This is a genomic window from Streptomyces sp. NPDC048521, from assembly GCF_043199855.1.
GTDB lineage: Bacteria > Actinomycetota > Actinomycetes > Streptomycetales > Streptomycetaceae > Streptomyces.
The window spans coordinates 658,062-683,535 of the sequence record NZ_JBICWR010000003.1; the positions used below are offsets into that span (position 1 = coordinate 658,062).

Annotated in this window: 26 protein-coding genes; 10 read left to right on the top strand and 16 right to left on the bottom strand. The window is 71.0% G+C overall.

Annotation, left to right across the window (positions count from 1 at the left end):
• Nucleotides 1-178: 178 nt before the first annotated feature.
• Entirely contained in the window at nt 179-1,498 is a 1,320-nt protein-coding gene (locus tag ACGFRF_RS10555) for a PTS transporter subunit EIIC (protein ID WP_393738208.1), read from the top strand.
• Between the two features lie 259 nt (nt 1,499-1,757).
• The gene (locus tag ACGFRF_RS10560; RefSeq protein WP_393738209.1) at nt 1,758-3,026 is read left to right on the top strand and encodes a PTS transporter subunit EIIC; all 1,269 of its coding nucleotides are present in this window, start codon (nt 1,758-1,760) and stop codon (nt 3,024-3,026) included.
• 91 nt (nt 3,027-3,117) lie between these two features.
• Here ACGFRF_RS10560 and ACGFRF_RS10565 read toward each other — a convergent pair whose 3' ends face one another.
• Nucleotides 3,118-3,870: an MBL fold metallo-hydrolase gene (locus ACGFRF_RS10565; protein WP_393738210.1), complete on the bottom strand. Its 753-nt coding sequence runs from the start codon at nt 3,868-3,870 to the stop codon at nt 3,118-3,120.
• A gap of 236 nt (nt 3,871-4,106) precedes the next feature.
• Between ACGFRF_RS10565 and ACGFRF_RS10570 the strand changes: the two genes are divergently transcribed.
• Nucleotides 4,107-4,565 (top strand): type II toxin-antitoxin system PemK/MazF family toxin, encoded by a 459-nt coding sequence (locus ACGFRF_RS10570; RefSeq protein ID WP_393738211.1) that lies wholly within the window; start codon nt 4,107-4,109, stop codon nt 4,563-4,565.
• A 166-nt stretch (nt 4,566-4,731) separates the two neighbouring features.
• Here ACGFRF_RS10570 and ACGFRF_RS10575 read toward each other — a convergent pair whose 3' ends face one another.
• From ACGFRF_RS10575 to ACGFRF_RS10600, 6 genes are all read right to left on the bottom strand, one after another.
• Nucleotides 4,732-5,193, bottom strand: coding sequence for a hypothetical protein (locus ACGFRF_RS10575; protein ID WP_393738212.1), 462 nt, complete (start codon nt 5,191-5,193; stop codon nt 4,732-4,734).
• Between the two features lie 336 nt (nt 5,194-5,529).
• A complete protein-coding gene (locus ACGFRF_RS10580) occupies nt 5,530-6,480 on the bottom strand; it encodes a PLP-dependent cysteine synthase family protein (RefSeq protein WP_393738213.1) in 951 nt (316 codons plus the stop codon).
• A 17-nt stretch (nt 6,481-6,497) separates the two neighbouring features.
• Nucleotides 6,498-6,776, bottom strand: coding sequence for a MoaD/ThiS family protein (locus tag ACGFRF_RS10585; RefSeq protein WP_393738214.1), 279 nt, complete (start codon nt 6,774-6,776; stop codon nt 6,498-6,500).
• A gap of 115 nt (nt 6,777-6,891) precedes the next feature.
• Nucleotides 6,892-6,987 carry a putative leader peptide gene (locus ACGFRF_RS10590; RefSeq protein ID WP_020940333.1) on the bottom strand — a complete coding sequence of 32 codons (96 nt, stop codon included), beginning with the start codon at nt 6,985-6,987 and terminating at the stop codon, nt 6,892-6,894.
• Nucleotides 6,988-7,066: 79 nt separating this feature from the next.
• Entirely contained in the window at nt 7,067-7,489 is a 423-nt protein-coding gene (locus ACGFRF_RS10595; protein WP_393738215.1) for a Mov34/MPN/PAD-1 family protein, read from the bottom strand.
• A 134-nt stretch (nt 7,490-7,623) separates the two neighbouring features.
• Nucleotides 7,624-9,060: an amino acid permease gene (locus tag ACGFRF_RS10600; RefSeq protein ID WP_393738216.1), complete on the bottom strand. Its 1,437-nt coding sequence runs from the start codon at nt 9,058-9,060 to the stop codon at nt 7,624-7,626.
• 150 nt (nt 9,061-9,210) lie between these two features.
• Between ACGFRF_RS10600 and ACGFRF_RS10605 the strand changes: the two genes are divergently transcribed.
• Nucleotides 9,211-9,411 carry a hypothetical protein gene (locus ACGFRF_RS10605; protein WP_393738217.1) on the top strand — a complete coding sequence of 67 codons (201 nt, stop codon included), beginning with the start codon at nt 9,211-9,213 and terminating at the stop codon, nt 9,409-9,411.
• Here the strand turns inward: ACGFRF_RS10605 and ACGFRF_RS10610 are convergent.
• Together ACGFRF_RS10610 and clpS are read right to left on the bottom strand one after the other, a co-directional pair.
• The gene (locus tag ACGFRF_RS10610) at nt 9,401-10,006 is read right to left on the bottom strand and encodes a DUF2017 domain-containing protein (RefSeq protein ID WP_393738218.1); all 606 of its coding nucleotides are present in this window, start codon (nt 10,004-10,006) and stop codon (nt 9,401-9,403) included. The genes ACGFRF_RS10605 and ACGFRF_RS10610 overlap by 11 nt on opposite strands.
• A 12-nt stretch (nt 10,007-10,018) precedes the next feature.
• Entirely contained in the window at nt 10,019-10,327 is a 309-nt protein-coding gene (gene clpS / locus ACGFRF_RS10615; protein WP_225096222.1) for an ATP-dependent Clp protease adapter ClpS, read from the bottom strand.
• Nucleotides 10,328-10,392: 65 nt separating this feature from the next.
• Here clpS and ACGFRF_RS10620 point away from each other — a divergent pair, with 65 nt between their 5' ends.
• Both ACGFRF_RS10620 and ACGFRF_RS10625 read left to right on the top strand, forming a co-directional pair.
• The gene (locus ACGFRF_RS10620) at nt 10,393-11,739 is read left to right on the top strand and encodes a nicotinate phosphoribosyltransferase (protein WP_393738219.1); all 1,347 of its coding nucleotides are present in this window, start codon (nt 10,393-10,395) and stop codon (nt 11,737-11,739) included.
• A 97-nt stretch (nt 11,740-11,836) separates the two neighbouring features.
• Nucleotides 11,837-12,430 carry an isochorismatase family protein gene (locus ACGFRF_RS10625; protein ID WP_393738220.1) on the top strand — a complete coding sequence of 198 codons (594 nt, stop codon included), beginning with the start codon at nt 11,837-11,839 and terminating at the stop codon, nt 12,428-12,430.
• A 133-nt stretch (nt 12,431-12,563) separates the two neighbouring features.
• On the opposite strand, the gene ACGFRF_RS10630 is transcribed toward ACGFRF_RS10625, so the two are convergent.
• Both ACGFRF_RS10630 and ACGFRF_RS10635 read right to left on the bottom strand, forming a co-directional pair.
• Nucleotides 12,564-12,911, bottom strand: a complete 348-nt coding sequence (locus ACGFRF_RS10630) for a hypothetical protein (protein ID WP_393738221.1) — start codon at nt 12,909-12,911, stop codon at nt 12,564-12,566.
• A 122-nt stretch (nt 12,912-13,033) separates the two neighbouring features.
• The gene (locus ACGFRF_RS10635) at nt 13,034-15,391 is read right to left on the bottom strand and encodes an immune inhibitor A domain-containing protein (protein WP_393738222.1); all 2,358 of its coding nucleotides are present in this window, start codon (nt 15,389-15,391) and stop codon (nt 13,034-13,036) included.
• 366 nt (nt 15,392-15,757) lie between these two features.
• On the opposite strand from ACGFRF_RS10635, the gene ACGFRF_RS10640 reads away from it, so the two are divergent.
• Nucleotides 15,758-15,988 (top strand): hypothetical protein, encoded by a 231-nt coding sequence (locus ACGFRF_RS10640; protein ID WP_393738223.1) that lies wholly within the window; start codon nt 15,758-15,760, stop codon nt 15,986-15,988.
• Nucleotides 15,989-16,064: 76 nt separating this feature from the next.
• On the opposite strand, the gene ACGFRF_RS10645 is transcribed toward ACGFRF_RS10640, so the two are convergent.
• Nucleotides 16,065-16,814 (bottom strand): RDD family protein, encoded by a 750-nt coding sequence (locus ACGFRF_RS10645; protein WP_393738224.1) that lies wholly within the window; start codon nt 16,812-16,814, stop codon nt 16,065-16,067.
• A gap of 71 nt (nt 16,815-16,885) precedes the next feature.
• Nucleotides 16,886-18,643, bottom strand: coding sequence for an RDD family protein (locus tag ACGFRF_RS10650; RefSeq protein ID WP_393738225.1), 1,758 nt, complete (start codon nt 18,641-18,643; stop codon nt 16,886-16,888).
• 260 nt (nt 18,644-18,903) lie between these two features.
• Here ACGFRF_RS10650 and ACGFRF_RS10655 point away from each other — a divergent pair, with 260 nt between their 5' ends.
• On the top strand, nt 18,904-19,317 hold the full coding sequence (locus tag ACGFRF_RS10655) for an SsgA family sporulation/cell division regulator (protein WP_393738226.1): 414 nt from the start codon (nt 18,904-18,906) through the stop codon (nt 19,315-19,317).
• Between the two features lie 32 nt (nt 19,318-19,349).
• Here the strand turns inward: ACGFRF_RS10655 and ACGFRF_RS10660 are convergent, their stop codons facing one another.
• Nucleotides 19,350-20,765 carry an FAD-binding oxidoreductase gene (locus ACGFRF_RS10660; protein ID WP_393738227.1) on the bottom strand — a complete coding sequence of 472 codons (1,416 nt, stop codon included), beginning with the start codon at nt 20,763-20,765 and terminating at the stop codon, nt 19,350-19,352.
• A 92-nt stretch (nt 20,766-20,857) separates the two neighbouring features.
• Here ACGFRF_RS10660 and ACGFRF_RS10665 point away from each other — a divergent pair, with 92 nt between their 5' ends.
• Nucleotides 20,858-22,324, top strand: a complete 1,467-nt coding sequence (locus ACGFRF_RS10665; protein ID WP_393738229.1) for a tetratricopeptide repeat protein — start codon at nt 20,858-20,860, stop codon at nt 22,322-22,324.
• 24 nt (nt 22,325-22,348) lie between these two features.
• Here ACGFRF_RS10665 and hppD read toward each other — a convergent pair whose 3' ends face one another.
• Entirely contained in the window at nt 22,349-23,494 is a 1,146-nt protein-coding gene (gene hppD, locus ACGFRF_RS10670) for a 4-hydroxyphenylpyruvate dioxygenase (protein ID WP_393738231.1), read from the bottom strand.
• Between the two features lie 123 nt (nt 23,495-23,617).
• Here hppD and ACGFRF_RS10675 point away from each other — a divergent pair, with 123 nt between their 5' ends.
• Nucleotides 23,618-24,115, top strand: coding sequence for an Lrp/AsnC family transcriptional regulator (locus ACGFRF_RS10675; protein ID WP_393738233.1), 498 nt, complete (start codon nt 23,618-23,620; stop codon nt 24,113-24,115).
• A gap of 181 nt (nt 24,116-24,296) precedes the next feature.
• Here the strand turns inward: ACGFRF_RS10675 and ACGFRF_RS10680 are convergent, their stop codons facing one another.
• The gene (locus ACGFRF_RS10680) at nt 24,297-25,088 is read right to left on the bottom strand and encodes a S16 family serine protease (protein ID WP_393738235.1); all 792 of its coding nucleotides are present in this window, start codon (nt 25,086-25,088) and stop codon (nt 24,297-24,299) included.
• Nucleotides 25,089-25,474 lie beyond the last annotated feature (386 nt).

Here is a 25,474-nt window from a genome sequence, read left to right on the forward strand (position 1 = left end):
TCTCCCTGATCCGAACCGCTTTGTCGCAGTAACCCACAGTTGGCCCCTCTTCGCGAGCGGTCATGCCGTCCGTGCCGGATGATGGCGATCACGACAGCGGAACCGTCCGCCAACTGGTCTACACCACCTCGTGGACGGTCGCCAAACCGCGTACGGGTCCAGTGGCCGGAGGACGCCCATGAGCGCCGACAGCGCAGCCAGCGCCGAGCACGCGGTCAGCCCGGCCAGGGAGCGCTGGAACCGGCTGTTCCAGGGTCTGCAGAAGATGGGCCGCAGCCTCCAGCTGCCGATCGCAGTGCTGCCGGCGGCGGGCATCCTGAACCGGCTGGGGCAGCCGGACGTGTTCGGGGACCAGGGCCTGGGGTGGACCGACGTCTCGAAGGTGATGAAGGGCGCGGGCGGCGCGCTGCTCGACGGCTCCCTCGGCCTGCCGCTGCTGTTCTGCGTGGGCGTCGCGATCGGCATGGCGAGGAAGTCGGACGGCTCCACGGCGCTCGCGGCGGTGGCCGGCTTCCTCGTCTACTACAACGTCCTGCACCAGTTCCCCGAGCAGTGCCCGGGCGGCTCGAAGGCCGTCCCGGACATCGGCTGCCAGGTGAGCGTCGGCGCGGGCGTCGGCGCGGTGGCACCGTTCACCTTCCAGAACCCGGGGGTGTTCGGCGGCATCGTCATGGGTCTGCTGACGGCCTTCTTCTGGGCCCGCTTCCACCGCACGAGACTGGTGGACTGGCTGGGCTTCTTCAACGGCCGCCGGCTCGTCCCCATCATCATGGCGTTCGTCGCCATCGCCTTCGCGGCCGTGTGCCTGTGGATCTGGCCGCCGATCGGCGACGCCCTGGAGAGCTTCAGCCACTGGCTGCGGGACGCGGGCGCCTGGGGTGCCGGCATCTTCGGCGTCGCCAACCGGGCGCTGCTCGTCATCGGCCTGCACCAGTTCCTGAACGTGCCCATCTGGTTCCAGTTCGGCACCTACACACCACCGGGCGGCCGGCCCGTGCACGGCGACATCAACATGTTCCTCGCGGGCGACCCGAACGCCGGCCAGTTCACCACGGGCTTCTTCCCGATCATGATGTTCGCGCTGCCCGCGGCCGCGCTGGCGATCACGCACTGCGCGCGGCCGGAGCGCCGCAAGGAGATCGGCGGTCTCATGCTCTCGGTGGCGCTGACCTCGTTCGTGACGGGCATCACCGAGCCGCTCGAGTACTCGTTCCTGTTCATCGCGCCGGGGCTGTACGCCGTCCACGCGGTGCTCACCGGTGTGTCGATGGCGGTGACCTGGGCGCTCGGGGTGCACGACGGTTTCAGCTTCTCGGCCGGGCTGATCGACTACGTCATCAACTGGAACCTGGCGACGAAACCCTGGGCCATCATCCCGATCGGGCTGTGCTTCGCGGCGGTGTACTACGGTGTCTTCCGGTTCTCGATCACGAAGTTCGATCTGAGGACGCCCGGACGAGAGCCGGCACAGGACGTCGAGGACGTCACAAAGGCCTGACGCCACAAGGCATTCGAAGGCCCTCGGACCCGGCGGTTCGGGGGCCTTCGCCATGCCCCGCGAACACCCTCCGGACCGGCACGGCGCGTAGCGCCGCGGTAGCGGATCTCGCGGTTCCTTATACGCCCTTCATCGTGCTACAACAGGTCTACACCACTGAGTGGTGTAGACCAGAGACGCTGCCGTCCCCTCCCATGGTTCCAGGGCGGCGCCTTGCCCTCCCCGGCCTACGGCTGGGCGGTACCCCCAGGAGGAAGTTGTGACCACGGTCAGCGCCGCTCCGGCGGCCGACGACAAGAAGAAGGGCGCCGGCGTGATGGCTGTACTGCAGCGTATCGGCCGCAGCCTGATGTTGCCGGTGGCCGTCCTGCCGGCCGCCGCCCTCCTGGTGCGCCTGGGCAACACCGACATGCTGGGCGACCCCTCCTTCCCGGCGTTCCTGACCAAGATCGCGTCCTTCATGGCCGCCGGTGGCAACGCCATCCTCGACAACTTGGCGCTGCTGTTCGCCGTGGGCATCGCGATTGGCTTCGCGAAGAAGTCGGACGGCTCGACGGCCCTCGCCGCGGTCGCCGGTTACCTGGTCTTCAAGAACGTCCTCGCCACGTTCACCGACAAGAACCTGCCGAAGGTGGCGACCGTCGTCGACGGCAAGGTCGTCATGGCGGACGCTCCGGTGGACGCCAAGGTCCTCGGCGGTGTGGTGATGGGCCTCGTGGTGGCCCTGCTCTACCAGCGCTTCTACCGCACCAAGCTGCCCGACTGGGCGGGCTTCTTCGGCGGCCGTCGCCTCGTCCCGATCCTGTCGGCCTTCGCCGGCCTCGTCATAGGCATCGTCTTCGGTTACATCTGGCCGGTCCTCGGCACGGGCCTGCACAACTTCGGCGAATGGCTGGTGAAGTCGGGCGCCGTGGGCGCGGGCATCTTCGGTGTCGCCAACCGCGCGCTGATCCCGATCGGCATGCACCACCTGCTGAACTCGTTCCCGTGGTTCCAGGCGGGCGAGTACCACGGCAAGAGCGGTGACATCGGGCGCTTCCTGGCCGGCGACCCGCACGCGGGCCAGTTCATGACCGGCTTCTTCCCGATCATGATGTTCGCCCTGCCGGCCGCGTGCCTGGCCATCGTGCACTGCGCCCGCCCCGAGCGCCGCAAGGTCGTCGGCGGCATGATGTTCTCGCTGGCCCTGACGTCCTTCGTCACCGGCGTCACCGAGCCCATCGAGTTCACCTTCATGTTCATCGCGCCGGTCCTGTACGCCATCCACGCCGTCCTCACCGGTGTCTCGCTGGCGCTGACCTGGGCGCTCGGCATGAAGGACGGCTTCGGCTTCTCGGCGGGCGCGGTCGACTTCGGGCTGAACCTGGGCATCGCCACCAACCCGTGGGGCCTGGTCCTGGTCGGCCTGTGCTTCGCGGTCGTCTACTACGTGATCTTCCGGTTCGCGATCACCAAGTTCAACCTGCCCACGCCGGGCCGTGAATCCGATGAGGAACTCGCGGAACTGCAGAAGGCCGAGGCGAAGTAGTCCGGCCGCGGACACGACGAAGGGCCCCGGAACCGAGCAGGTTCCGGGGCCCTTTCGCGTGCGCGGGACTCAGCCCGTGCGCGACAACGGCTCAGATCTCGTACGTCTGTCGCGGCGCCGCCAGTTCCACCGGGCCGGTGAACACCTCGCGGGCGTCGCGGAGGTTGACCTGCGGGTCGGTCCACGGCGGGATGTGGGTGAGGACCAGGCGGCGGGCGCCCGCGCGGGCCGCCGTCTCGCCCGCCTCACGGCCGTTGAGGTGCAGGTCGGGGATGTTCTCCTTGCCGTGCGTGAACGCGGCTTCGCACAGGAACAGGTCGGCGTCCCGGGCCAGCTCGTCCAGCGCCATGGTGACGCCCGTGTCGCCGGAGTAGGTGAGGGACTTCCCGCCGTGCTCGATCCGGATGCCGTACGCCTCCACGGGGTGGCGGACCCGCTCGGTGTGCACCGTGAAGGGACCGATCTCGATCGTGGACGGCTTGACCGTGTGGAAGTCGAAGACCTCGCTCATGGAGGAGGCCGAGGGGGTGTCGCCGTAGGCGGTGGTCAGCCGGTGCTCGGTGCCCTCGGGTCCGTAGACGGGGATCGGGTCGCAGCGGCCGCCGTCGTGGCGGTAGTAGCGCGCGACGAAGTACGCGCACATGTCGATGCAGTGATCGGCGTGCAGATGGCTGAGGAAGATCGCGTCGAGGTCGTAGAGACCGCAGTGGCGCTGCAGCTCGCCGAGGGCGCCGTTGCCCATGTCGAGGAGCAGCCGGAAGCCGTCGGCCTCGACGAGGTAGCTCGAGCAGGCCGATTCCGCGGACGGGAACGACCCCGAGCAGCCGACGACGGTGAGCTTCATGAAGCAGAAACCTCCGTTGGCGGGAAACCGGTGGGCGGGACGAGGAGCCTGAAAGACGGGGGCTGACGGGCGTCGTGCGGTGCGTCGAGCGTAAGGCGCAAAAGCACGGGTCGCTCCTCCGCCAGGGGCCGTTGTGGGCGAACTCACCTGTGCTGTCACCGGTTCGGCTGGACCGGGGGCGCATGAGGATCGCCCGAGGGCGCGCGATGTGCGGCGCACGCCGGTAACGTCGTCGTATGGACACGTCCTGGTGGCTCGCGCTCGCGGCGGTGGTCCTGCTTGCGCTGGTCGCCACTCTTGTCGACGGCTGGGGCCGCGGCCACCGGGCCGGCGGGCGGCGGCTGCGGCCACCGGGCCGCACGGACACGCGGGCCGCGCACGCGGCGCGGCCCGCCCCGGGGGACATCTGGTGGGCGAACGTCCCCTACGAGGACAGGGCCGAGGCGAAGGACCGGCCCTGTCTGGTGCTGGCCGTGCGCGGCAACCGGGCCACGGTCGCGAAGATCACCAGCAAGTACCACGACGAGCGGGCCGGGGTCATCCCGCTGCCGCCCGGCGCGGTCGGCGACGCCGGCGGCCGCCCCAGCTTCCTGCGGACCGACGAGCTGCGTGAGGTCCCGGTCGGTGATTTCCGCCGCCGGGTCGGCGTGGTCGACCCGGTCCTGTGGGACCAGGTACGTCATCTCGCGGGTTAGGGCCTGCCCTCCGGCACGTGCCGGGGTCGGCGACCGGGCACCGGCGCCCCGGGGGCGGCCCGGTCCGCCCCACGGGCCGTAGGGCCTGTCCGGCAATGCGCGTGCGTCGTCGCCCGCGGGGCGGCCGTGCGGCGTCGCGCGGCAGACGGAAATGGTCGGACAGGCCCTAGCGCACCCGCACGGTGACCGTCCATTCCTGGATGCCCTTGCAGGAGACCTGGCCCGGGGCGGTGGGCTCGGCGCACAGGGGGCGGGAGGACGAGAGCTTCACGGTTCCGGCGGCCACCGCCCGGTAGGCGGCCGTGGCGTCGCCGGGCTGGAGGACGAAGCCCGCGTTGATGCCCTCCAGCCCGGTGCCGCTCGCGCTGACCGGCTTCCACGGGCGGGCCCTGGTGCCGTCGAGGGTGAGCCGGACCTCGCCTCCCTTGGTCACGCAGACGGTACGGCCGTCGTCGGCGGCCTTGAGCTCCGCCTGGGTGCCGCAGGCTCCGGTGGCCGGGTCCGGGGAGTGGGTGGAGGGGGCCGGGGACACCTTGCCGTTGCTGCCGGTGTCCCCGCCGCCCTGGGAGCCGCAGCCCGCGAGGAGCAGCGTCGTGGCCGCGAGGGCGGTGAGGGTCGTACGGCGCATGGGGTCCGCCTTTCTGCCGTCCTGCTGACGTGGCCGGCCGGCCGGCCGCCTGGTGCAGATGTGACGTACCACCGCAGTGAACGGATCCACACCCACGGGTCCCGGGTGCGGGATCACCGGGTGGGTGTGGCTCAGCCGGGCGTCAGGGCGGTGTCGTCCACGACGATCATGACGCTCACAGGCGCCCCGGCTACCGCGTGGAGAGTGCCATGACAGGGTGCGGGAGGGACGTGGCCCCGGCCGCGGAGCCGTCGGCAGTACCGGAGGATTCTTCGCCTGCCCGTAGGAGGGGAGCGGCCCCCTCGCAGGAGGGGGCCGGCACGTGCGGGATCCGGACTATGCCCAGAGCTGGCCCTGCAGCGTCTCGATGGCCTCCTCGGTGGTGGCCGCGGTGTAGACGCCGGTGGACAGGTACTTCCAGCCGCCGTCGGCCACGACGAAGACGATGTCGGCGCTCTCGCCCGCCTTGACCGCCTTCCGCCCGACGCCGATCGCCGCGTGCAGGGCGGCACCGGTGGAGACGCCCGCGAAGATGCCCTCCTGCTGGAGGAGTTCACGGGTGCGGGTGACCGCGTCGGCCGAGCCGACGGAGAAGCGGCTGGTGAGGACGGAGGCGTCGTACAACTCGGGGACGAAGCCCTCGTCGAGGTTGCGCAGGCCGTAGACCAGGTCGTCGTAGCGCGGTTCGGCGGCGACGATCTGGATGTCCGGCTTGTGCTCGCGCAGATAGCGGCCGACGCCCATGAGCGTGCCGGTGGTGCCGAGGCCCGCGACGAAGTGCGTGATGGAGGGCAGGTCCGCGAGGATCTCCGGGCCGGTCGTGGCGTAGTGGGCGCCCGCGTTGTCCGGGTTGCCGTACTGGTAGAGCATCACCCAGTCGGGGTGCTCGGCGGCCATCTCCTTCGCCACACGCACGGCGGTGTTGGAGCCGCCCGCGGCCGGGGAGGAGATGATCTCGGCGCCCCACATGCCGAGCAGGTCCCGGCGCTCCTGCGAGGTGTTCTCCGGCATCACGCACACCATGCGGTAGCCCTTGAGCTTGGCCGCCATGGCGAGGGAGATGCCGGTGTTGCCGGAGGTGGGCTCGAGGATCGTGCAGCCCGGGGTGAGCCGGCCGTCCTTCTCCGCCTGCTCGATCATGAACAGGGCGGGGCGGTCCTTGACCGAGCCGGTCGGGTTGCGGTCCTCCAGCTTGGCCCAGATCCGGACGTCGGCGGACGGCGACAGCCGCGGCAGGCGCACCAGAGGGGTGTTGCCCACCGCGGCCAGCGGGGAGTCGTAGCGCATCGCTGCTCAGCGGCCGATCAGGCCATGCCGCCGGCCACGGCCGGCAGGATCGTCACGTTGTCGCCGTCGGACAGCTTGGTGTTGATGCCGTCCAGGAAGCGGACGTCCTCGTCGTTCAGGTAGACGTTGACGAAGCGCCGCAGCTGGTCACCGTCCACGATGCGGGCCTGGATGCCCGCGTGCCGGGTCTCGAGGTCGGCGAACAGCTCGGCGAGGGTGTCCCCGGCGCCTTCGACCGCCTTCTGGCCGTCGGTGTAGGTGCGAAGGATGGTGGGGATGCGGACCTCGATGGCCATGGTTGCGGGCTCCTGTCGGAAGGTGTGTAGGTCGGTGGGCGCGCGGCTGTGGGTGACCCCCCGGTTCCGGCGCTGGGGGTGCGCCGCGGCAGCGGCCGTACGGTGGCGGGGAACGTCAACAGATGGCGCTGTTCAGCCTGCACAGGTCGACGTGCAGCCGCGCCACGAGCAGGATGCCCGGCGTCTTCTCGCTCACGTCGTTCAGAACCATGGGCTCATCGTATCGATTCCCGGTCCGGCTCCTGGAATGTGATCCCAGATGATGGACGAATTTCAACCACAGGTTGAGATCAGTACGCTTCCACGACCTTGACCTCCTCCTCCGTGACCTCGCCGTCGAGGATCCGGAAGGAGCGGAACTGGAACTCACCGAGGCCGTCGGCGTCCGCGGTGGAGACCAGGACGTAGTGGGCGCCGGGCTCGTTGGCGTAGCCGATGTCGGTGCGGGAGGGGTACGCCTCGGTCGCGGTGTGGGAGTGGTAGATGATCACCGGCTCCTCGTCGCGGTCGTCCATCTCCCGGTAGAGCTTGAGCAGGTCCTGCGAATCGAACTCGTAGAAGGTGGGCGAGCGGGCCGCGTTGAGCATCGGGATGAAGCGCTCGGGGCGGCCGGTGCCCACCGGGCCGGCGACCACGCCGCACGCCTCGTCGGGGTGGTCCTCGCGCGCGTGGGCGACGATCTGGTCGTACAGGGCCTGGGTGATGGTCAGCATGGGGGTCAGGATAAGCAGAGGGGCCGTCCCGTACCGAGGGGTGGTACGGGACGGCCCGCATGCTGGACGTCCTGAGCGGCGGCCGACGGGAGAACCACGAGCGCTCCCGGCAGCCGGACGTCCTTTTCGGGGGGTCAGCGCTTGCGGAAGGCCGCGGCCTCCGGGTTGCGGCGCTTGAGCACCCAGTAGGCGACGCCGAGGATCACACCCCACAGCGGCGCGCAGTACAGCGAGACGCGGGCGTCCTTGTCGATGCCCATCAGCACGATCACCATGAAGATGAACAGCAGCGCGAACACGCTGGTGTACGGGGCACCGGGCGCACGGAACTCGCTGCGCGCCAGCTCACCCCGGTCGGCCTTCATCCGGTAGCGGATCTGGCAGATCAGGATGACGATCCAGGCCCACATGCCGGAGATGGTCGCGAAGGACACCACGTAGTCGAACGCCTTGCCCGGCCACTGGTAGTTGATCCAGACGCCCACCAGCATCAGCGCGGCGGAGAACGTCGTGCCGACGAGCGGGGTACCGCTGCGCGTCAGCTTGGTGAAGAACTTCGGGCCCTGGCTGTTGAGCGCCAGGTCGCGCAGCATGCGGCCGGTGGAGTACATGCCGGAGTTGCAGGAGGACAGCGCGGCCGTGAGGACGACGAAGTTGACGATGCCGGCGCCCGCGGCCAGGCCCATCTTCTGGAACGCGGCCACGAACGGGCTCACACCCGGGTGGAAGTTCGTCCACGGCACGACCGACAGGATCATGATCAGCGCGCCGACGTAGAAGACGGCGATGCGCCACGGCACGGTGTTGATCGCCTTGGGCAGCACGGTCTTGGGGTCCTTGGACTCGCCCGCGGTCACACCGACCAGCTCGACGGCGAGGAAGGCGAACATCACCATCTGCAGGGTCATCAGCGTGTTGCCGACGCCGTGCGGGAAGAAGCCGCCGTCGCTCCACAGGTGGCTCACGGAGGCGGTGTCGCCCGCGTCGGAGAAGCCGATCGTCAGAATGCCGGCGCAGATCAGGATCATGCCGATGATGGCGGTGACCTTGACCATGGAGAACCAGAACTCCAGCTCACCGAAGAGCTTCACGGAGATCAGGTTGGCGCCGTACAGCACGACCGTGAAGATCAGTGCCGACACCCATTGCGGGATGTCGAACCAGTACGTCATGTAGGCGGCCGCGGCGGTGACCTCGGTGATGCCCGTGACCACCCAGAACAGCCAGTACGTCCATCCGGTCACGAAGCCCGCGAAGGGGCCGATGAACTCGCGCGCGTACTCCGAGAACGAACCCGACACCGGGCGGTACATCAGCAGCTCGCCGAGCGCCCGCATGATGAAGAAGATGACGAGGCCCGCGACGGCGTAGGCCAGGATCAGACTGGGGCCGGCCTTGGAAATGCCCTTGCCCGCGCCGAGGAACAGACCGGTGCCGATGGCACCGCCGATGGCGATCATCTGGATCTGCCGGGCGCCGAGCCCGCGCTGATACCCCTCGCCACCCTCGCCGTCCTCGGCCCGCACGGCCTCATTGCCGTCGCGATGCTGGTCGACCTGCGCTGAGGTCATGTGTGGTGCGCCTTTCTCCATGCCGACCCGGGCCTTTCGTCGGCCTCGGATCGGGTCTCGATCCCCCCGGATTGATGGAGCTGGGCGGCTTGTCCGAGCCCGCCCGTGCCTGGCCGGCGGTCACCGGCTCGGTGGCGCACCCGGCCGAACATGGGTGGTGTTGGCCGGGCGGTCGTGAAGATTTATCACGGCCGCAATATTGATCACACGGGCGCGCTGTGGCGCATCACACAGGTAAAAGTGGACAAAGACCGCTCTAATGCGGCAAAACAGTCCGCAACGGTGACGGGATCGTTATCCGGATTTGAGCGTCCGCTGAGCGAACACAACATCGCCACATTCAGGGCATAAGTGTGGTGACGAGGGTCTCCTGAAGGCCGCCCAGCCACAGATAGGCCATCACCATCGGCTTGCGCGGGTCCTCGTCCGGGAGCCGGTAGAGGAGATCGGTGTCCTCCTCGTCGGTGATCTCCAGCCGGGCCCCGATCGCGAGCCGCAGGTCGTTGAGGGCGCCGAGCCACTTCTGCGACTCCTGCGGGGACAGCTTGAGCACCGCCCCGCCCTCGTCCACCGGCGTGAGCGCGTCCAGGGTGCGGATCACCGAGAGCGCGTTCTCCCGCTTGCCGGCCCTGAGGTCGTTCTCGGTGTAGCGGCGGAACTCGGCGGAGTGCGCCCGCCGCTCCTCGGCCTCGGCCGGGGAGTCCGGGGCCTTCTCCGGGTCGCTGTAGGCGTCCGGGAAGAGCCGGCGCAGGACGGGATCGGCGGGCGGCTCGCTCGGGCCTTCGGCGAACAGCTCGGCGAGCGGGTCGTCGGGGGCGTCGGCACCGGGGCCGGGCCCGATCAGCTCCAGGAGCTGGACGGCCAGCGACCGGATGATGGAGATCTCGACGTCGTCGAGCGCGACGGCCGCGCCGCCGCCGGGGAGCGGTTCGAAGGTTCCGGGCATGGAGGGGATTCGCTACTTCCGGTCCTGCTGGAGGGTGGCCCACAGACCGTAGCCGTGCATCGCCTGCACGTCGCGTTCCATCTCCTCGCGTGTGCCGCTGGAGACGACCGCCCGGCCCTTGTGGTGGACGTCGAGCATGAGCTTGGTGGCCTTGTCCTTGGTGTAGCCGAAGTACGACTGGAAGACGTACGTCACATAGCTCATGAGGTTGACCGGGTCGTTGTGGACGATGGTGACCCAGGGGACGTCGGGCTCGGGTACGGCGAAGACCTCCTCCGCCGACTCGGTGCGTTCGATCTCTACGGGCGCGGGTGACGTCACACAGCCATGCTGCCACGGCCTCCATAAATCGTCACACTGACGAAATGGGGGTACTATCGCTTGCCATGAACACAGCGGACCTTGGGCTGCCGGTGGATGTTCCCTCGACGGCGCTCTTCACGGACCAGTACGAGCTGACGATGTTGCGGGCCGCACTGAAGGCCGGTACGGCCGAACGGCGGAGCGTGTTCGAGGTCTTCACGCGGCGGCTGCCGAACGGGCGCCGCTACGGCGTGGTGGCCGGTACCGGACGCGTCCTGGACGCGGTGGAGAACTTCCGCTTCGACGCGGACGTCCTCGCCTTCCTGGGCGAGCGCGGGATCGTCGACGAGCGGACCCTGACGTGGCTCGCGGACTACCGCTTCAGCGGGGACGTGTGGGGCTACCCCGAGGGCGAGGTGTACTTCCCGGGCTCGCCGATCATGCGGGTCGAGGGCACCTTCGCCGAGTGCGTGCTGCTGGAGACCGTGATCCTGTCCATCCTCAACCACGACTCCGCGATCGCGGCCGCCGCCTCCCGCATGGCCTCCGCCGCAGGTGACCGCCCGCTGATCGAGATGGGCGCCCGCCGCACCCACGAGCTGGCCGCCGTGGCCGCCGCCCGGGCCGCGTACGTCGGCGGTTTCGCCACCACCTCCGATCTGGCGGCCGGCTTCCGCTACGGCATCCCGACCGTCGGCACCTCCGCCCACGCCTTCACCCTGCTCCACGACCGCGAGCGGGACGCCTTCCGGGCCCAGGTGGACACCCTCGGGCGGGGCACGACCCTCCTCGTCGACACCTACGACGTCGCCGAGGCCGTCCGCACGGCGGTGGAGGTGGCCGGCCCCGAGCTGGGCGCGGTCCGCATCGACTCCGGCGACCTGCTGCTGGTCGCCCACCGGGTCCGCCATCAGCTGGACGAGCTGGGCGCGACGAACACGAAGATCGTGGTGACCTCGGACCTGGACGAGTACGCCATCGCCTCCCTGGCCGCCGCACCCGTGGACGCGTACGGCGTCGGCACCCAGCTGGTGACCGGCTCCGGGCACCCCACCGCCTCCATGGTCTACAAGCTGGTCGCCCGCGCCGAGAGCACCGACCCCAAGGCGCCGCTGGTGCCGGTCGCGAAGAAGTCCACCGGCGGCAAGACGTCCATCGGGGGCCGCAAGTGGGCGGCTCGCCGGCTGGACGAGGAGGGGATCGCGGAAGCCGAGGTCGTCGGCACCGGGCCGGTCCCGGCCGAGCTGGTCGACCGCCAGCTGCTGGTGCAGCTGATCAAGGGCGGCGAGGTGGTCGCCCGGGAGCCGCTGGACGTGCCGCGGGACCGCCACATCGCCGCCCGCGCGCGGCTGCCGCTGTCCGCGATCCAGCTGTCCCGAGGGGAACCCGTCATTCCGACGGAGTACGTCCACGGGCGCTCGGGTAGCTAGAGCGAGAACGCCGTCCGCCCCCTCGAACGCCCCCTCCCGCACGGGCCCGGAAGTCTCTAGGCTCAGTTACTTGACCCTCAGTCGAAGGACACCCACCATGCGCCGCGCCTTGATCGTCGTAGACGTGCAGAACGACTTCTGCGAGGGAGGCAGCCTCGCTGTGGCCGGTGGCGCTGACGTGGCCGCCGCCATCACCGAGCTGATCGGCCAGGCGGCGGGCACCGGGTACCGCCATGTGGTGGCCACCCGCGACCACCACATCGCGCCCGGCGGCCACTTCGCGGACAACCCCGACTACGTCCGCTCCTGGCCCGCGCACTGTGTCGCGGGCACGGAGGGCGTGGGCTTCCATCCGAACTTCGCCCCGGCCGTCGCCTCCGGCGCGGTCGACGCGGTGTTCGACAAGGGTGCCTACGCGGCGGCCTACAGCGGCTTCGAGGGCACCGACGAGAACGACGTCACCCTGGCCGACTGGCTGCGCGCCCGCCACATCGACGAGGTGGACGTGGTCGGCATAGCCACGGACCACTGCGTGCGGGCCACCGCCCTGGACGCGGTGAGAGAGGGTTTCCGGACCCAGGTGCTCCTGGACCTGACGGCCGGGGTCGCCTCGGACACCACGGACCGCGCCCTGGAGGAACTGAGGGAAGCGGGCGTGGAGCTGACGGGCAAGCCCGTGGTGAGCGCGTAAGGGCGTCACCGCCGCGACGCAGAGGGTGTGCGGCGGAGGAAAGGCGCAGGGTACCGGAAGAACCGGGCACGGCAGCCGGCCGAGGGGCGCGGGGCACCGCGCGACCAGCACGACGCGCCCGCGCCCACCGGCGTCACCCTTGCCGGACGACCGCCGATCCGCGCAGCAACGCCCGGATGGGACGCCACAGCTCGTTCACGATGACACCGTTGTCGGCGGGTGCCGTGCGCCATATCAGGCCGTCGGGATGGTGCAGGACCGCCGTGATCTCGTCCGGACTGGGCGGGGCGGCGTTGCCCCGCAGGTACACCGCCCGCATCCCCAGATTGCGCAGCCTGGTCAGGGCGCGCGCCCGGTTCTGGGCATGGACGAGCACCCGCACCCCGGCCGGGCTCCCCGTGAGCGCGCCGCCGGGGCTCGGCAGGTTGAGCGCCACCACCACCGTGCCGTTCGGCAGCTTGCAAAAACCTCCTGCGGCCATGCGGTCACATCCCCGTTCCGGTCGGTGTCAATAAGCGGTCCACAGGACGCACCTAAACACGACCGGCGGCAACCCGCCAAGGGGTTGCCGCCGATACGCTCTCTGACCTGCGGCTTTACCGGCTACTTCACCGCGGGACCGACCTTGAGCTGGATCGTGGAGCCGTCCTTGGCCTCCTTGACGATGGTGATCTTGGTGTTGGTGTCAGTGACCTTCACCCCACCCGTCGGGTTCGACGGGTCGTAGTAGGTGCTGGTGTGGTCGTTGAAGACCCGGACACCCTTCGAACCCTTGATCTTCAGCGCGACGTCGGCCTTGTGCAGCGTGATGCCGTCCGTGGCGTAGAGGCTGAACGGGGAGTCGTAGGCCTGGATGCGGTTGCGCAGCAGCGTGCCGTCGGTCCACTTCAGCGCCTTGGGGTGCGAGTCGATCGGCAGGATCAGACCGGAGCCCGGGTGGCCGTTCGCGGCGTTCGTGTTGTTGTCCGCCTGGGAGGTGTCCCACTTCCAGATCAGCAGGCCGTTCTGGTACGGGTAGTGCTCCACCCAGTCCGGGCGCGACGCGAAGCCGAAGTTGTACGGGCCCGTCTTCAGCGTCTTGTCGTACGACACGTACTGCCGGTTCTCGGCGATGTAGTACTGCTTGTAGTCCTTGGTGAAGGACGCGCCGATGCGGGAGAAGCCGTCCGCGGTCCAGCCGGCGTCCGCGGTCTCGGCGTCGTCCGAGAACAGCGGGGTGCCGTCGGCGGTCACGGCGATCTCGTCGGCCGTGAAGCCGTTCTCCGCGACACCGCCGTCGGTGGCGTAGCGGAAGCGCAGGTCGATCTTCTTGCCCGCGTAGGCGTCGAGGGGGAACACCAGCTTCTTGTGCGTCTGCGAGAAGCCGCTGAGCGCCGGCTTGCCGCTGGCGTCGACCGGCAGCGCCTGGCCGTCGGCCGTGCCGTCCAGGGCGGTCCAGTTGGCGCCGCCGTCGGTCGAGACCTCGGTGTAGACGTAGTCGTAGCCGGCCTCGGTGGCCCACCAGCCGTCCAGGGTGAGGCTCGCCGAGGACTTGCCGGTCAGGTCCACGGAACGGGTCAGCGTGTTCTTCAGGTTGTTGCCGCTGCCGCTCCACCACTGGGTGGCGCCCTGCGCCGGCTCGGTGATGGTGGTGGTGACCGCCTTGTCCGGCAGGGTCACCACGAGGGCCTGCTTGTCCCAGGTGTTGTACTCGGCGACGCCCAGCTTGTGCGTGGACTGCTTGCCGGCCTTGGCGGTGTCGTAGTTCAGCCAGCCCAGCTGGAGCTTGTCCCAGGCGTTCATGTCGCCCGGCAGGTCGCCGATGGACTCCTTGCCGGTGCCGAGCCAGGAGCCGGACGACATCAGCGTCCAGAAACCGGTGGAGTTGTCGCCGCCGGCGGTGTCGTACTCGTCCGGCAGACCGAGGTCGTGGCCGTACTCGTGGGCGAAGACACCGAGGCCGCCGTTCTCCGGCTGGATGGTGTAGTCGCCGACCCAGATGCCGGTGTCGCCGACCTGCGTGCCGCCGAGCTTGTTGTTCTCGGGGCCGGTGGCGCCGGCGTCGGTGCCGAAGGCGTACCAGCGGTGCGCCCAGATCGCGTTCTCGCCCTCGGCGCCGCCGCCGGCGGACTCGTCCTCACCGGCGTGCACGATCTGGAAGTGGTCGACGTAGCCGTCCGGTTCGTTGAAGTTGCCGTCGCCGTCGAAGTCGTAGCGGTCCCACTCGTCGTACTTGGCCAGGTCCGCCTTGATGTCGGCGTCGGTCCGGCCGGCCGCCTTCTGCTGGGCGACCCAGGCGCTCAGACCGTCGCTGACGACGTTCCACACGCTCGGGCAGTTGGTGTCGCCGCAGGCGTTGTTGCCGTAACGGGCCTCGTTGTAGGGGACCTTGACCCAGTCGGCGACCTCACCGGAGACCGAGTAGCGGCCCGAGGACTGCTTCTCGTAGTACTTCTTCAGCGACTCGGTCTTCTTGCCGGTGCCGAAGTAGAGGTCCTGGTAGTGCTTCCGGTTGTAGTCCTTCTGCCAGGCCGTCGAGTTGTCCTTCTTGCGGTCCGGCGCGGCGATCTTGTTGTGCAGCGGGCCCGGGGTACCGCCGAACTTGGGATCGGTCTTGTCGCCGAACTCCACCAGGATCGTGAAGATCTTGTCGGTCTTCTCGCGGCTCAGTTCGACGTACTTGCTCTGGCCCTTGCGGCTCTTGAGCTCGACGACCTTGGAGCCGTTGCGCTCCTTCGCGGTGACCTTGCCCGATATGAGCTGGTTCAGGGCTTCCTTGCGCTGCGCCTCCTGGGTCTTGCTCAGGGGGCCGTCCAAGTCGTGTGTGCGCTGCTTCACCGGAGCCGGGTCGTGCCGGTTGGCGGCGGCGTTCTGGGCCTGGGTGCCCGCCTCCGCGACGGCGAAGGTGGCGAACGTGGCGGAGGCCGCCGCGAGCGTCACGCCGATGGCGGCCGCTCTGAACGTCCAGGATCTGCTGGTCACTTGAGTTCCTCCCCCGCGCCGCGCACACGGAAGGAGGGTTCCGGGTCTTGGAGGAATCCGTGCGCGCACGATCAACGCGTGTAGCCAAGTGACGACATTTGACTAGAGGTTCAGCTGAAAAAACAGACCTTGACTTGAGCAGGACAAGTGCACTATGCGGAGGTGGCGTTCGCTTTACGGACGCGTGTCACCCCGCCAACGGGCGCAGGGGAACGCCCGTTTGGCCGGGACGGTGACTCCATGCGCCCCCTGTGCACCGGCACCGTGGGTTAGGTCACGCTTACCGGGCGTTCGAGTCGGGCATGCAGGCGAAGAGAGTCGAACGGCACCCCCCACCCCCCGAAACCTTCCGAGGACACGATTGCCATGCCTCGTCCGACTGCCGCACAGATCGCCTACGGTTCCTGCACCGTGATCCTCTCGACACTCGCCATGCTGCTGCTGTCACAGACGAGTTCGGGCCTCGGGATCGCCGTCATCGCCCTGGCGGCACTCGCGCTGGGGCTTCTGGTCGCCATGACGGTCCCCGCACCCCGCGCCGTCGAAGCGCCTACCGAGGCCGCGGTGGACGAGGAACGCGTCCCCACCAGCCTCTGACCGGTACGCACGACAGCGGCGGGCCCGTCACACCGCGGACCCGCCGCTGTCGTACGCGCACCCATGGCCCTTCGGCTCAACGGGTGCTGACCACCACCGTCTTGGCCGCTTTGTCGTGCAGGCCCTGTTTGTACGGCTTGTCGAAGAAGCTCCAGCCGCCGCAGATCGCCGTCCAGATGCAGGCGCAGCAGAAGGCGAACGGCACCCACAGCACCAGGGCGCGGATCAGCGAGGTCTGCGCGGAGGGGGTGGCGCCGTTGTCCAGGTTGGCCACCCGCAGGTTGAGCCACTTCTTGCCGAGGGTCTGCCCGGACTTGCGGATCATGAAGGTGTCGTAGGCGACGTAGAGGACGGCCGCGATGAAGGACTGGGCGACCGACCTGCCGACCTCGATGCGGTCGCCGTCGACGTCGTACTCGCGCACCCCGAACGCCCAGGTGAGCAGCCAGACGACGATACCGACGAGGATCAGGTCGATGATCCGGGCGAGCGTCCGCTTGCCGCTGTCGGCGAGCGGGGGCATGCCCGCCAGGGGGTCGGCGGGGTAACCGCCGGCCCCTTCCCCGTAGGGGCTGCCCCCGTACGGGCCGCCACCGGGAGGACCGCCACCGTACGGGCCGCCACCGGAAGGACCGCCGCCGGAAGGTGGCGGTTGCCCGCCGCCGTACGGGGGTGGCTGGCCGCCGCCGGGTGGCGGGGGCTGCTGGGCGCCGCCGTACGGCGCGTCGTACGGTGAGCCCGACCCCTGGTCCGACGGGGGCCGCTTCCTGAACGGGTCGTCCTCCGGGGGCTGCTGTCCGGAGCCGGGGGGCGGTTCGCTGCTCATGGCCCGAGTGGAACCCGAACGCCCCGGCTTCGCACCCGGCGAGCGGCCGTACGGAGTACGCGGGCGCTCGGTCAGCCCGCGACGAACGTACGGGCCGCCTTGTCGTGCCAGCACTGGCGCCAGGGCCGGTCGAACAGGCACCACAGCACGCCCACGATCCCGATGCCGAGCAGCCCGGGCACGCTGTAGACCAGCCAGCGGCGCAGCGCCGGGCCGAACGTCGGGGGCTCGTGCGCCTCGATGTCGCGCACCTCGATCCCGCACAGCTTCTTGCCGAGGGTGCGGCCCCACTTGGCGGTGGGCAGCACCTCGTAGACCACGCCGAAGAGGAGCAGGACGGCGAGGACGATGCCGAGGCTGGTGCCGGTCGTGCCGTCGAGCAGCCAGACGGTGACGGTACGGCCGGACAGCCGGGCCTCGTCGATCTTGTGCTGGACGTGGTCGGCGGCCTGGAGACCGAGGGGGACGGCCGCGGCGGCCGTCGCGGCGCCCACCACCAGGCTGTCGATCAGCCGGGCGGCGAGCCGCTTGCCGAGTCCGGCGGGCCGGGCCGCGGCCTGGCGACGCGCGGCCGCCTGGAACACGTCCTCCACCGGCGGCTTCCACGGCGCCACCGGCTGCTCGTCGGCGCCTCCGGCCAGTTGGTGCACCTGCTGCGCCCAGGAGGCCTGCCCGCCACCGGGACCGGCGGTCAGGGGCGTGCCGGCAGCGGCCGGCTGCGGTCCGGCCTGCTGCGGCGGCACCGAGGGCGCCACGGCGGCGGGGGCGGCCGGTGCCTGCTGGGCACCGCCGGCCGCCGGGAAGCCGACGGGTGCCTGCGCGTGGGCCCCCTGCGCCGCCTGCGGGGCCTGTCCGGGCTGCGCCGCCTGCGGGGCCTGTCCGGCGGCGCGGGCCGCGGCGGCCTTTCCGGCACCGAAACCGGGGCCGGCGGCCGGGGCGCCGGGAGAAGCGGCGGCGGCAGAGGGCGACGACGGTGTGGGCGCGCCGACCGGACCCTGCGTACCGAAGCCGGGCACACCGGCGCCGGAACCGCCGGCCGCTCCCGCCGCGGGGTTCGCCGCCCCGGCACCGTGGCCGGCCGCCCCGGACCCACCGGCCACGCCCGCGCCCGCCCCGCCGGAAACCGCTCCCGAGTCCGGAGCCTGCCCGCCGAAGCCCGCGGCCGGGGCGGAGCCGGGCGGGCCGAAACCGGGGCCGCCGCCGGCCCCCGGGCCGGGCTGCCGGTCGGTCGGGCCCGGGGTGCGCGGGCCGGTGGACGCGCCGCCCTGGCCGCTCGGGGGCCCGCCGGGGACCGGGCGGAAGGTCATCGTGCCGTCGTCCGGGACGGCCGCGGGACCCGGGACCGGGCGGCGGAAGATGAACGTGCCGGGGTCGGGGGCGTCGTCGTCCGCCGGCGGGATCGAGGCCGGACCGTCGGTGCGGGCGGCGTGGCCGGCCGGCTGGGCCGGGGCGTCCGCCGGGATCCTCGGGTCGGCACGCCAGGCGGTGTCGCCCGGGCCGGAGTGCGCCGCGTGCCGGTCGCCGCGGGCCGGGCCGGTGGCATCCCAGGCGGTGCCGTCGGAGTGCCCCGCACCGGCGTCGCCCGTGGCAGCCGAGTGCGGCTGCGGGTCCTCGTCGAAGAAGTGGGGGCCCGTCTCCTCCACGGCCGGGGCGGCCGGGCGGGCGCCGGGCGGCGGGGTGAGCGGCTCGCCGTCCTTCGGCGCCGGCCGGCTGGTGCCGGGCACCCAGGAGGCGCCGTTCCAGTACCGGACGTAGCCGGGGATGGACGGGTCCGGGTAGTAGCCCTCGCGGGGCCTGTCGTCACCTGGGGCCGGGGTTGGGGCGCTCATGTCCGTCGTCCCGTATCTGCTCGGGGGTGGGATGGGAGCCTCCACATCTATCAGACGCGGGCATCCGCCACCGCCAGTCCTGCCGGACCCACCCCTTTCCGGGCAACGCCGCACCCGGCTCGCACCGGTCCGCGAAAGAACTTCTGCCGAAAAAACTTCCGCCCACCCGCGTAATGGCCCGGCCCCTGCCCCCTCTCCCCCGGTGCGGGCCGCCACCGGGCGGCCCCGGCACCACCGGACGAGGAAAGGAAACGCAGGTCATGCATCACACCGTGGTGGAGCGGGAGCTGGAGCTGAGGCTCATCCTGTCGCCGGAGCGCGGCATCCCGGTGCCGGCCCGGCTCGGCTACCGCTCCGACGACCCGTACGCCGTCCACATCGCCTTCCACATCAACTCCGAGCACCCCGTCAACTGGACGTTCGCCCGCGACCTGCTGGTGGAGGGGGTGTTCCGGCCGTGCGGGCACGGGGACGTGCGGGTGTGGCCGACGAAGGTCGACGGGCGCAGTGTCGTGCTGATGGCGCTCAGCTCACCCGACGGGGACGCCCTGCTGGAGGCGCCGGTCCCGCAGGTGTCGGCCTGGCTGGAGCGGACGCTGCGGGTGGTGCCCGCGGGGAGCGAGGGCGGGCAGCTGGGCATCGACGACGCTCTCGACCAGCTGCTCGCCCGGTGAGGCCGCTGCCGCGACCCGCGCTCCGGGAGGGATCAGAACAGCTTGCCGGGGTTGAGGATGCCCAGCGGGTCGAAGACCTGCTTCACGGCCCGCTGCATCTCCACCCCGACCGGGCCGATCTCCCGGGCCAGCCACTCCTTCTTCAGGACGCCGACGCCGTGTTCGCCGGTGATGGTGCCGCCCAGCTCCAAGCCGAGGGCCATGATCTCGTCGAAGGACTCCCGGGCCCGCCGGGACTCCTCGGGGTCCTGCGCGTCGAAGCAGACGGTGGGGTGCGTGTTGCCGTCCCCGGCGTGCGCGCAGACGCCGATGGTCAGGTCGTACTTGGCGGCGATCCGCTCGACCCCGTCGAGCATCGCGCCGAGCCGGGAGCGGGGCACGCACACGTCGTCGATCATCGTGGTGCCCTTGACCGTCTCCAGCGCGGTCAGCGAGAGCCGCCTGGCCTGCAGCAGCATCTCGGACTCGGTGGCGTCCTCGGCGGGGACGACCTGGGTGGCGCCGGCCGCCTCGCACAGGGCGCCCACGGCGGCCAGGTCGGCGGCCGGGTCCGGGGTGTCGAAGGCGGCCAGCAGCAGCGCCTCGGTGGTCTCCGGCAGGCCCATGTGGGCGAGGTCGTTGACGGCCTTGACCGTCGTACGGTCCATCAGTTCGAGGAGGGACGGGACGTGACCGCCCTCCATGATCCGGCACACGGCGTCGCAGGCGGCGGTGGCGGAGGCGAACTCGGCGGCGAGCACCAGCTGCCGGGGCGGCTTGGGCTTCAGGGCGAGGACGGCCCGGACGACGACGCCGAGCGAGCCCTCGGAGCCGACGAACAGGCGGGTGAGGTCGTAGCCCGCGACGCCCTTCGCCGTACGGCGGCCGGTGGACATCAGGCGGCCGTCGGCCAGGACGACGTCCAGGCCGAGGACGTACTCGGCGGTCACCCCGTACTTGACGCAGCACAGGCCGCCCGAGGCCGTGCCGATGTTGCCGCCGATGGTGCACATCTCCCAGCTGGAGGGGTCCGGCGGGTAGTACAGGCCGTGTTCCTCGACCGCGCGGGAGAGGGCCGCGTTGATCACGCCGGGTTCGACCACGGCGATCCGGTCGACGGGGCTGATCTCCAGGATGCGGTCCATCTTGGTGAGGGACAGCGCGATGCAGCCCTCGGTGGCGTTGGCGCCGCCGGACAGGCCGGTGCGCGCGCCCTGCGGGACGACCGGGACCCGCAGCTCGGTGGCGGTGCGCATGACGTGCTGCACCTCCTCCACCGTGCGCGGCAGCACCACCACGGCCGGCGCGCCGGCGGGGCAGAAGCTCGCCATGTCGTTGGCGTAGGAGGTGGTGATGTCGGGGTCGGTCAGGACGGCCTCGGGCGGCAGGCCGGCCAGGAGCCGGTCGGTGAGGTTGCGGATGGCCTCGGTGCCCTTGTCGCGACGTGCTTCGATACGGCTCACGATCACAGGTTCGCACTCGCGGCCATCGGTGTGAACCCCGTACGTGCCGCCCCGGGGCCGCCCGGATGTGCTCGTCGTATTGACGCACAGTGAGCGCCATGGACAACCGACTGAGCGCGCCGGGTACGTCCCTGATCGCCGAGCCGCCGAGGCCGCCGCGCCGCCGCCTGAGGTGGCTGCGCCGGGTGCTGGTCACCGCGCTGACCGGGGGTGTCGTCGCGGGCGCGGTGCTGACGCTGCTGCCCCAGGAGCGGCCGCGCAGGGCGGCAGGACCGCCCGCCGCGGGACCGCAGGCCCAGGCGCCGGCCGCGGTGACCTTCGGGGTGCCGACGGCGCTCCCCCGGCTGACGGCGCTCATCGGGCAGCAGGAGCAGCGGGTGCGGGCGCAGCCGCGGGACGCCCGGGCCTGGGCGGTGCTGGGGTCCGCGTACGTGGAGCGGGGGCGCAGGACGGCCGAGCCGGCCGACTACCCGAAGGCGGAACAGGCGCTGCGGACCTCGCTGCGGGTGCGCGGCACGCGGAACACCGAGGCGCTGGACGGGCTGGCGGCGCTGGCGCTCGCGCGGCGGGACTTCCCGGTGGCGAAAGACTACGCCGAGCAGGCGCTGAAGCAGACGCCCAAGCGGTGGGCGGCGTATCCGCCGCTCATCGACGCCTACAACGGGCTCGGCGACTACGCGGCGGCCCGCAAGACCCTGGACAAGCTGCTGGAGCTGCGCACCGGCGCGGAGGCGCGGCCCGCCGTGATGGCGCGGGCCGCGGCGGTGTACCGGGACCGGGGCTGGCGCGAGGACGCGGTGGCCCAGCTGACCGACGCGGCCGCCGCCGCCCGCACCCCCGCCGAGCAGGCCGCCTACCTGACCGGGCTCGGGCAGCTGGCCTGGGAGCGGGGCGACCTGCCGGACGCGCTGCGGCACTTCGATGCGGCCGCACGCCTCGAACCCGGCCAGCGGGCGGCCCTGGCCGGGCGGGGGCGGACGCTGGCGGCGCTGGGCCGCTCGACGGAGGCGGTGGCCGCGTACCAGGCGGCCCTGGCCCGGCAGCCGAGCCCGCGGGACACGCTGGAGCTGGGCGAGTTGTACGAGTCGCTGGGGCAGAGCCGGTCCGCCGAGGACCAGTACGAGCAGCTCAAGGAGCGGGTGCGGCAGGCGGTGGCGGGCGGAGTCGACGAGGAACTGCTGATCGGGCAGTTCGAGGCGGACCACGGGGACCCGTGGGAGGCGGTGGAGCGGCTGGAGGCCGAGTGGCAGCGCCAGCCGGGGATCGAGGTGGCCGACGCGCTCGGCTGGGCGCTGCACCGGGCCGGCGAGGACGAGGAGGCGCTGACGTACGCCACCACCGCCACCGACAAGGCGAAGGGGGGCGGGGTGCGCAGTGCTCTCTACGCCTACCACCGGGGCATGATCGAGGGGGAGCTGGAGCGGTACGGGCCCGCGCGGCGGCACCTTCAGGAGGCGCTGCGGATCAACCCGTACTTCTCGCCGCTCGGGGTTCCCCAAGCGCGCCGGGCCCTGGCCGCACTGGGTGACGTACCGGACGAGCCGCTCCCCGCCGAGACCCCTTAGCGGGGTCCGGCGGGGGCGTGTCGGCTACAGGTTGCCCCGCTTGGCCTGCTCGCGTTCGATCGCCTCGAACAGGGCCTTGAAGTTGCCCTTGCCGAAGCCCATCGAGCCGTGCCGCTCGATGAGTTCGAAGAAGACGGTCGGCCGGTCCTGGACGGGCTTGGTGAAGATCTGCAGCAGGTAGCCGTCCTCGTCGCGGTCCGCGAGGATCTTCAGCTCGCGCAGGGTCTCGACGGGGACGCGGGTGTCGCCCACCCACTCGCCGAGGGTGTCGTAGTACGAGTCGGGGGTGTCGAGGAACTCGACGCCGGCCGCGCGCATGGTGCGCACGGTCTGCACGATGTCGTTGGTGTTCAGCGCGATGTGCTGGACACCGGCGCCGCCGTAGAACTCCAGGTACTCGTCGATCTGGGACTTCTTCTTGGCGATCGCGGGCTCGTTGATCGGGAACTTCACCTTGAGGGTGCCGTCCGCGACGACCTTCGACATCAGCGCGCTGTACTCGGTGGCGATGTCGTCGCCCACGAACTCCTTCATGTTCGTGAAGCCCATGACCTTGTTGTAGAACGTGACCCACTCGTTCATGCGGCCGAGTTCGACGTTGCCGACGCAGTGGTCGATGGCCTGGAAGGTGCGCTGGGCGGGCGGTGCGACGATCGGCTTCGCCGCGGCGTAACCGGGCAGGTAGGGGCCGTCGTAGCCGGTGCGCTCGACCAGGGTGTGGCGGGTCTCGCCGTAGGTGGCGATCGCGGCGAGGACGACGGTGCCGTGCTCGTCCTTCACCTCGTACGGCTCGGTGACCGAGCGGGCGCCGTGCTCGAGGGCGTACGCGTACGCGGCACGGGCGTCCGGGACCTCGATGGCCAGGTCGATGACGCCGTCGCCGTGCTCGGCCACGTGCTGGGCGAGGAAGTGGCCCCAGGTGCTGCTCGGCTTGATCACCGAGGTGAACACGAAACGGGCGGAGCCGTTCTCCAGTACGTAACTGGCGGTCTCGCGGCTGCCGTTCTCCGGTCCGGAGTAGGCGACCAGCTTCATACCGAAGGCGGTGGAGTAGTAGTGCGCCGCCTGCTTGGCGTTGCCCACGGCGAAGACGACCGCGTCCATTCCCTTGACCGGGAAGGGGTCGGCCTGCCGCGCGGTGTCGGGAGTGTGGTGTGTGGTCTGCGTCATAGCGGAAGGGTGACCCGGCTCTGCAAGGTGCGCAATAGTTGGCGCATCTGCTGGGCAATCTGTTCAGCAGTACGGCCGTATCGGCGGGCTTTCTGTACAGGATGACCATCGTAGGAGGCTCGGATGGCGATCGACCGGCTGGACGGGCGGATCATCGTGCTGCTGGCCCGGGAGCCGCGCATCGGGGTGCTGGAGATGTCCCGGCGGCTCGGGGTGGCGCGCGGGACGGTGCAGGCCCGCCTGGACCGGCTTCAGTCGAACGGAGTCATCCGCGGATTCGGCCCGCAGGTGGATCCGGCCGCCCTCGGCTACCCGGTCACCGCGTTCGCCACGCTCCAGATCCGGCAAGGTCAAGGCGCCGATGTGCGGGCCCACTTGGCGACCGTGCCCGAGGTGCTGGAGCTGCTGACCACGACCGGCAGCGGGGACATGCTGTGCCGTCTGGTGGCCCGTTCGAACGCCGATCTCCAGCGAGTGATCGACCGGGTCGTCGGTTTTGATGGCATCGTCCGGGCCTCCACGGCGATCGTCATGGAGAACCCCGTTCCGCTGCGGATCATCCCGCTGGTGGAACAGGCGTCCGGAGACGGCGGCGAAGGGACGCAGCCGACCCGGGGGTGAGCGCGGGTGAACTTCTGGGAGTACCTGGGCAGCCGCCACCATCCCGTCCCTGGCCCTGATCGGTCTGCTGATCCCGGTCGTGGGACTGGGCGAGTTCGCCGACCGGGCCGACGGGCTGCCCGGCATGGAGAAGGCGTACGGCATGAGCGTGCCGGCGAAGAACATCGCGCCCGGAGGACGGTCAGCAGCTCGGGACCGAGCCCTTGCCCTTCTCCAGCGCCACCAGGGACTCGACCGCGCCCTTGAGTGTGGTCACCGGGACCAGCCGCAGCCCCTTGGGCAGTTCGGCCTCGGCGTCGGCGCACTCCGCCTTCGGCACCAGGAAGACACTGGCCCCGTCCCGCCGGGCGGCCTGTGTCTTCAGGGCCACCCCGCCGACCGCGCCCACCTTGCCGGCGGCGTCGATGGTGCCCGTGCCGGCGATGGTGCGGCCGCCCGTGAGGTCGCCGCCGCTGCCGTCGCCGTCCAGCTTGTCGATGATCCCCAGGGTGAACAGCAGCCCCGCGCTGGGCCCGCCCACGTCGGCGAGTTCCAGCGTGACCTTGACCTTGTCGGCGCTCAGGTCCAGGTACTTCAGCGCCGCCTGGGTCGCCGCGTCCTGGGACTGCCGCATCTGCGCCGCGTTGTGCTTCTCGATCTCCTTGACGTCGTCGCCGCTCGGGTAGACCGAGTCGCGCGGCATGACGGCCCGGTCGGTGCGGAACCAGTTGTCGAACACGTCGCCGAGGGACACCCGGGCGTCCGGCGCGGTCGCCTCGATCGTCGTCATCCGCAGTTGCCCGCTGGTCTTCCGGGTCGTCGCGCCGGAGACGGTGATCACCGGGGTGCCCTTGTTCTCCCCGAGCACGTTCGCCGTCATCCCGGGCTGCGCCACCGAGAACGGCAGCGGCGCGTACGCCGCCGTGGCGATCAGGGCCACGACGGGCAGGGCGCAGACGGCTACGGCCTGGGAACGTGTGAGACGTGAGAGCACGGGGTCAATCTAACCCGGCGCCTCGTTCCGGCCACCGGCCCCTCACCCCGCGCGGAGGTCCCGTCGCTCGCGCCCGAACCGGCGCAGGGCCTTACGGAAGAGGCTCGACGCCGATGCCGGGGTGACCGGGTCCAGGTGGTCCCCCGGCGGCGGCGACACGCTTACCCCCAGCGCCCCGCGCCCCGCGCCCCGCGCCCCTGAGGAACTTCGGGCGCCGTCGGCCCTGGCCGCGGCCGTACGGCTGCGGCGACCGCGTCAGCGCAACGCCTCCGCGACCTCCCGCGCCGCCCGACGCCGATGCCGGGGTGACCGGGTCCAGGTGGTCCCCCGGCGGCGGCGACACGCTTACCCCCAGCGCCCCGCGCCCCGCGCCCCGCGCCCCTGAG

What these genes read in the sequence shown, in the direction of transcription:
- ACGFRF_RS10555 (WP_393738208.1), top strand. Translation starts at nt 179, where the DNA reads ATGAGCGCCGACAGCGCAGCCAGCGCCGAGCACGCGGTCAGCCCGGCC.
- ACGFRF_RS10565 (WP_393738210.1), bottom strand. Translation starts at nt 3,870, where the DNA reads ATGAAGCTCACCGTCGTCGGCTGCTCGGGGTCGTTCCCGTCCGCGGAA.
- ACGFRF_RS10570 (WP_393738211.1), top strand. Translation starts at nt 4,107, where the DNA reads ATGGACACGTCCTGGTGGCTCGCGCTCGCGGCGGTGGTCCTGCTTGCG.
- ACGFRF_RS10575 (WP_393738212.1), bottom strand. Translation starts at nt 5,193, where the DNA reads ATGCGCCGTACGACCCTCACCGCCCTCGCGGCCACGACGCTGCTCCTC.
- ACGFRF_RS10580 (WP_393738213.1), bottom strand. Translation starts at nt 6,480, where the DNA reads ATGCGCTACGACTCCCCGCTGGCCGCGGTGGGCAACACCCCTCTGGTG.
- ACGFRF_RS10585 (WP_393738214.1), bottom strand. Translation starts at nt 6,776, where the DNA reads ATGGCCATCGAGGTCCGCATCCCCACCATCCTTCGCACCTACACCGAC.
- ACGFRF_RS10590 (WP_020940333.1), bottom strand. Translation starts at nt 6,987, where the DNA reads ATGGTTCTGAACGACGTGAGCGAGAAGACGCCGGGCATCCTGCTCGTG.
- ACGFRF_RS10595 (WP_393738215.1), bottom strand. Translation starts at nt 7,489, where the DNA reads ATGCTGACCATCACCCAGGCCCTGTACGACCAGATCGTCGCCCACGCG.
- ACGFRF_RS10600 (WP_393738216.1), bottom strand. Translation starts at nt 9,060, where the DNA reads ATGACCTCAGCGCAGGTCGACCAGCATCGCGACGGCAATGAGGCCGTG.
- ACGFRF_RS10605 (WP_393738217.1), top strand. Translation starts at nt 9,211, where the DNA reads ATGGGTGGTGTTGGCCGGGCGGTCGTGAAGATTTATCACGGCCGCAAT.
- ACGFRF_RS10610 (WP_393738218.1), bottom strand. Translation starts at nt 10,006, where the DNA reads ATGCCCGGAACCTTCGAACCGCTCCCCGGCGGCGGCGCGGCCGTCGCG.
- ACGFRF_RS10620 (WP_393738219.1), top strand. Translation starts at nt 10,393, where the DNA reads ATGAACACAGCGGACCTTGGGCTGCCGGTGGATGTTCCCTCGACGGCG.
- ACGFRF_RS10625 (WP_393738220.1), top strand. Translation starts at nt 11,837, where the DNA reads ATGCGCCGCGCCTTGATCGTCGTAGACGTGCAGAACGACTTCTGCGAG.
- ACGFRF_RS10630 (WP_393738221.1), bottom strand. Translation starts at nt 12,911, where the DNA reads ATGGCCGCAGGAGGTTTTTGCAAGCTGCCGAACGGCACGGTGGTGGTG.
- ACGFRF_RS10640 (WP_393738223.1), top strand. Translation starts at nt 15,758, where the DNA reads ATGCCTCGTCCGACTGCCGCACAGATCGCCTACGGTTCCTGCACCGTG.
- ACGFRF_RS10645 (WP_393738224.1), bottom strand. Translation starts at nt 16,814, where the DNA reads ATGAGCAGCGAACCGCCCCCCGGCTCCGGACAGCAGCCCCCGGAGGAC.
- ACGFRF_RS10650 (WP_393738225.1), bottom strand. Translation starts at nt 18,643, where the DNA reads ATGAGCGCCCCAACCCCGGCCCCAGGTGACGACAGGCCCCGCGAGGGC.
- ACGFRF_RS10655 (WP_393738226.1), top strand. Translation starts at nt 18,904, where the DNA reads ATGCATCACACCGTGGTGGAGCGGGAGCTGGAGCTGAGGCTCATCCTG.
- ACGFRF_RS10665 (WP_393738229.1), top strand. Translation starts at nt 20,858, where the DNA reads ATGGACAACCGACTGAGCGCGCCGGGTACGTCCCTGATCGCCGAGCCG.
- hppD (WP_393738231.1), bottom strand. Translation starts at nt 23,494, where the DNA reads ATGACGCAGACCACACACCACACTCCCGACACCGCGCGGCAGGCCGAC.
- ACGFRF_RS10675 (WP_393738233.1), top strand. Translation starts at nt 23,618, where the DNA reads ATGGCGATCGACCGGCTGGACGGGCGGATCATCGTGCTGCTGGCCCGG.